A 5,228-nucleotide genomic window follows, 5' to 3' on the forward strand; every position below is an offset into this window, starting at 1 on the left:
CAGCAACGTTTTCTGGCATAGCAATGGACTCAGACAATCCAAGCGAATCGCCATCCAATTTGATAAGCCAACAGTCGTGTTTATTAGTCTATTTTTTAGAAATCCCTATGGTGCTAGGATAATTTGGTTCACACGGCCTAGACTTGCTGACCCGAGCTGATGAGCATTTAAGCCAGTAACTATGCTTGTAACGTCGTAACGTATACATCCTGAATCCACTCCGGTTCTTCATCATCCAAACCAGGATCGCCGGGGCTAAAAAAGATCAAATCATCTATATTGACATGACCATGAATCGCTGCTCGTTGGGCTTCAGTTAAAAATGATTTAAGGACGGGCTCTATAGAAGATAACAGATTCAATTTGCAACCAAATGGTAATTTAATACCTTTGCCGGATAAAAAATCAAAACATAAATGTAATGACATGTCATCGAACCAAACATAAAACGTAACTGGTGTATGATTCATCTGCCTTTCAAGCTGTCGAATACGCGTTTGCACCAACCGTTCAATAAATTGCTCCAAATCTTTAATGGTAAGTTTTTGTATAAATTTATCATCAAATGCAACTTTCCACGTATTCTCAGATATCTCTTCTTTTTGACGAGCAAGGCTTCCTGTGATTAAAATATTTGCATCAAATACTTCTTCTAAATCATCGTATTTTTTTATGTTGGCATAATTTATTGATACCATAGTAGTTCCTTAAAACATAATTAAATCTTTCATGAAAATCTCTCTTCCAACAGGTCCTTTATGTTTTGCCATAACTTTTCCTGTTTCTGCGCATACATCAAAAATCCACTTAAGTTTTTTACCTTGTTGTATATACACTTTATAATGTGTTCCAGCGTGCTCGGCTTTGTCTTTCGACCACCAGAGATTTGTTTTGCGATGACGATGATACATTTTCCCCCCAGGCAATCGACCTCTTTTATCATACTCTTTCTTTAAATTTTCAAAAAAATCGTCATCATCGTCTGGCCCTGGTGCATATCCAGTATACTTTTCCCCCGCAGCTTGCCTATCCAATATTTCTTTAACTTTAGGATGTATCCCCTTTAGGGACATTTGAGGACCTTCACCAATGATCTTTAGTGCTGCTGCCGTTTCGACCATCTCAGTTTGTGGATAATAATCAGAAGAGAAGGCGGGTTGCGCAATAAGATCTGTGATATCTTTTTCCGACAATTCGTCCGACAACAGCGCTTTATAAATGACTTGCGCGTTGTCCAAATACTGCTGTGCAGTGATTTTTCCTTGCATAGCATATGCGCGTTCAATGCATGCAATCCCATATGCAGCCGCATCTTTATATACCCGGCTTTCATGATTATGTTCGATGAAGATTAAATGATTTAAAATACGGCGTGTTGCATCGTGCTCAGTCGAAAGAATTTCTTTTGGCAACGATAGCGATTGAGCGCGATCATACTGAGCAAAATCTTTGAGTATTCCATTAGATAAAAACAGCGCTTGTTTAATATGCAGCGGCTCATCGCGACTGAATTGAGCATCTGAGACAACGGTGTGTATTGCATCAATGAGTGTCGGAACATCACTTACATCTGCATTTAACAAATCATACAACGCACGATGTACTGCAGGATGCGCAGTATCAGCAATATTCCATGCCGTTTGCATGGTTTGTGTTTTGTATGCGTGTCTGATAGAAAGTAGGTCGTTAAATTCTTTTAATTGTGCTGGATTGTTTTTTAATTGACGACGCTCTTGTTGCGTTAACTCAGTAAAAAATGGATCTCTATATTGTTCCGGTAGGCCAAAATGATAAATACCATAAGAATCTTGAAATAACGCCTTTTGTTGTTCCAGCGCTTGTGAACATTGTGCATGTAGTATTTCATAAAACTTATCGATTGTTTGCCGATGAGAGCCTCGTACCTGTTGATTTTGGTTTTTGATTGTTTGCAGTGCTTGTAAATCACCTACAGCACATGCGTGAGCCATTTTGTATACCACTTGATTAAATGCATTGTTGGTAATTTTTTGTTCAAAACTTCCCGGTATCCAGCTGTATTTACTCAATAATGGCCCATCTTGTATTAAGTCTTGACAGGTAGTTGAATGGGTGCATTTTTTATTTTGATAGCGTTGTTTATGGTGCTCATATCCTTCCTGACTACAAATTTGTTGTAGATGTGCAAGGGCTGATTGTTGCGCGCCGCATGCACATGATATACCGCTCAAACAGATTGCCCCATCGTCTTTATGAAAAAAATCAACATATAATCGTTGCTTTAATTCATAGAGCGCACGTTGATGATTCGGTGTGGTTGCGGAAAGATAAGCAAGGTTTGCGAGCGCAATAATCCGTTGCATTACGTCTCCGGCAAGAAGTTGCATGTTGTTGCTGATAACAGCATTGGTTGTTGTAAGCGTGTTCGTCCGGTACTGTGGATCAGTATAAAATCGTGTTCTTGTTTCGTGCCATTCTCTGTCGTACACTTCAATAATTGCAGGAGTATAATTTTGATTAGCGCTGATGCCTAAATACAGATTCGAATTGTTTGGCTTATAACGTAAGGAAGAATCGGTTGCTGTTGTGGTATACCATTGCGCATCTTCTTTTGCCAAGGCATGCATCTGCGCAAGCTGCGCACAATGGTGTTTATATAACTGCTCTCGCGCTGCTTGCTCTATCTGCGCATTCAAGCTGGTGATTATTTGGTTGATAGTTTGTTGCGCAACTCGTTCATAGGATTCTGCAATGGCGTTATACGCATGTTCTTCTTGTTGTGCAATAGCAGCCCTGTCTGCGGTAAGACTGATTGCTTTATGATTTGTATAGGCCTGTATTCTTGCTGCAGATTGTGCCAAATTAACGGTATTATTGTGGGCTTTAGCAAGATTCGGTGTTGTAGTTGAAGTTACAGTGGCTTGGGCAGGCAAGTGTTTTTCAGGCGCATGTATTTTAGATGATTCAACTTTTTTTGCTTGCGGAGTTTTTGCCAGCAAAGCAGAGCTATTATGTTTAGCGCATGCTTTTTCTGCCATGCTATAAAATTGAATAATCGAGTTGATTGCTTGCGGAGCATACTCGATTATAGTTTGTACCACACGTAATGCTGGCTCATAGTACGCAGCAGCATACATGGTTGATACGCGCATCTGATCAAAGATGCACAGCAATAAGAACAGGATGATATGACCAGAACGTCGCTTTTTATTTACATGCATCGATAAAGCCTATAAAAAAATCGTTATTATTTTTTATAGGCTTTACCCTATTGCAAAAGTGACTTATTTTTGAAGATTTTAAAGTGAGAGAGGCTTAATGCACTGTGTGCATATATTTTTTAGTTTTTTAGGAGGCACAGAAGAAAGTTAATCTGAATGGGCACCTAAAATAGGCACAATATGGTGCCTACTGTGTTCTATGTCTTTTTATTTTTCAATTCTTCTACTTGCTCAACAGTAAGACCAGTTATCTGGGCAATAGTTCTAATATCAAGGTTATTTAGTAACAAAAGATTGTTAGCTATTTCTAAAGCTTTTTGTTCTTCAGCATATTGTATTTTACCTGCATAAGAACGTCTTTCATCCAAATAACGATCATATGCTTCTAGCTCTGCAACTGACCAATTAGCTCGCTCAAGAACATCAAAAGCATCTTTTATTTCAGGGTTTTTTAATGAATTAGGAACGGCTTGTAATGTTGTTGCATGCTTTAAAAAATAAACCCATTTATCAATGATAGGACTATTCTCATCTACCTCTTTTTTAAATTTTTCGAGCTCAATAAAATGAAACTCTAAATGCGCAAGCTCTCGCGTATAGGTTTTGCTATCCAAAATAAAATGATGGCTGAGGTAATGGGGGTTGCTATGAAAAAGCGTAAAGTTTAATACGCCAATAAAAATAACCGGAACCAACTCTTCATAGTTTTCTTTTTTTGCAAGTTGCCTGCTCAATGCAATAGAACTGTAATATTGTGCCCTGAGAGCATAATGTTTTTGCGTATCTATTTGCATTTCAATAATATATTGATTCCCTTTTTGATCTGTGCAACGCACATCAACAATGCTTGTTTTTGCTTGACGATTATCAGGAAAATTATTGGGATCATTGATGACAACATCAATAATTTTCCTTCCTTCTACACGTCCTAATACACTGTTTAAAAAACTGATCACAATCTCTTTGTGCGCCATATTGGCGAACAGTTTTTTAAATCCTATATCACTGGTTGGATCCATATATATCATAGATTTATCCTTTATCACAAAGGTAGAAATGTTTGACTCTGTAACAAAATGTATCAGTTGGGCCGAATAAGTAAAAGACAGTGATACGAAAATACTACCTACAGTCGCCACAACCGATTTATCTGGCATAGACTGGTTATATTCTTCCACAAAACCAACATGCTTATAAAAGCAGAAAAAACTATTGCAGCTGATTGGTATTGATCGAAAGAACAACAACCTGACCATCACCTGCCGATACCCTCCGCTCATATTCTTCTACAAAGCCAAGGTACTTATAAAAGCTCATCGCATTTGTATTTAAAACCAATGTATCCAAGTACATCTTTTCAACTGGCCCAAAAAATTCCACAGAAGCTTGAAGTAACTTTTTACCAATGCCACTGCCACGGTAATTTTCATTTACATACAAACGAAAAACATATGCAGCTGAGCCATGAAACCGTTGCGCAAGCAAATCAAAATTAAGCGGCAACGTATTACGCATAAATTCAGAAACATCTGGAAGAGAAAAAGGAGCTACCATGACACATCCAACAATCTTTTTATCTGCTGTTTCAGCTACTAATAACTGACTGGTATAGAGAAAAAACACATCAGAAGGATCATTCAACTCATCAAGCCATTCTTGCCATTGCTCATCCGAATAAACCGATTCAAGAGGTTTATAAATCGTAGTATATACCTGACGAGTTATTCGAACGCATGCTGGGATATCATCTTTGGTTGCCAAACGAATAGTAATAGGAGTACTTTGCTTTTCGCACATTATTGATTGCATTACCATACCGATCACCACTAAAAAAGCCATGGCTCTTTGCAGCATCTTAATTATCATTTTAATCCTTCTGTGTATGACAATAGACCTCTTCTGAAACTCATTTAGTTAACTCAAAATTACATATTCCCGCAATGAGATTAAAACGTAATCCAAACCTCTTTCTTCGATTACGGTACTTGTCAGAAACTATTTTGAATCGTTTTATCATTCCAATCACAT

5 protein-coding genes are annotated in these 5,228 nt (G+C 37.9%); all 5 read right to left on the bottom strand.

Annotation, left to right across the window (positions count from 1 at the left end; translation table 11 throughout):
• Positions 1 to 179: 179 nt before the first annotated feature.
• Complete coding sequence (locus tag VGT41_02835) at positions 180 to 698, bottom strand: hypothetical protein (GenBank protein ID HEV2601208.1); 519 nt, start codon at positions 696 to 698, stop codon at positions 180 to 182.
• 9 nt (positions 699 to 707) lie between these two features.
• Positions 708 to 3,200: a hypothetical protein gene (locus VGT41_02840; GenBank protein ID HEV2601209.1), complete on the bottom strand. Its 2,493-nt coding sequence runs from the start codon at positions 3,198 to 3,200 to the stop codon at positions 708 to 710.
• Between the two features lie 197 nt (positions 3,201 to 3,397).
• Positions 3,398 to 4,228, bottom strand: coding sequence for an Rpn family recombination-promoting nuclease/putative transposase (locus VGT41_02845; GenBank protein HEV2601210.1), 831 nt, complete (start codon positions 4,226 to 4,228; stop codon positions 3,398 to 3,400).
• A 181-nt stretch (positions 4,229 to 4,409) separates the two neighbouring features.
• On the bottom strand, positions 4,410 to 5,066 hold the full coding sequence (locus VGT41_02850; protein HEV2601211.1) for a GNAT family N-acetyltransferase: 657 nt from the start codon (positions 5,064 to 5,066) through the stop codon (positions 4,410 to 4,412).
• Positions 5,067 to 5,106: 40 nt separating this feature from the next.
• Positions 5,107 to 5,228 (bottom strand): IS5/IS1182 family transposase (locus VGT41_02855; GenBank protein HEV2601212.1); only part of this gene is annotated, 122 nt, incomplete at its 5' end.

It is taken from the genome of Candidatus Babeliales bacterium (assembly GCA_035944115.1).
Taxonomy (GTDB): domain Bacteria; phylum Babelota; class Babeliae; order Babelales; family Vermiphilaceae; genus DASZBJ01.

Bases quoted from the DNA above. Each gene is read 5' to 3' on its own strand.
- VGT41_02835 (HEV2601208.1), bottom strand. From the start codon at position 698: ATGGTATCAATAAATTATGCCAACATAAAAAAATACGATGATTTAGAA.
- VGT41_02840 (HEV2601209.1), bottom strand. From the start codon at position 3,200: ATGCATGTAAATAAAAAGCGACGTTCTGGTCATATCATCCTGTTCTTA.
- VGT41_02845 (HEV2601210.1), bottom strand. From the start codon at position 4,228: ATGATATATATGGATCCAACCAGTGATATAGGATTTAAAAAACTGTTC.
- VGT41_02850 (HEV2601211.1), bottom strand. From the start codon at position 5,066: ATGATAATTAAGATGCTGCAAAGAGCCATGGCTTTTTTAGTGGTGATC.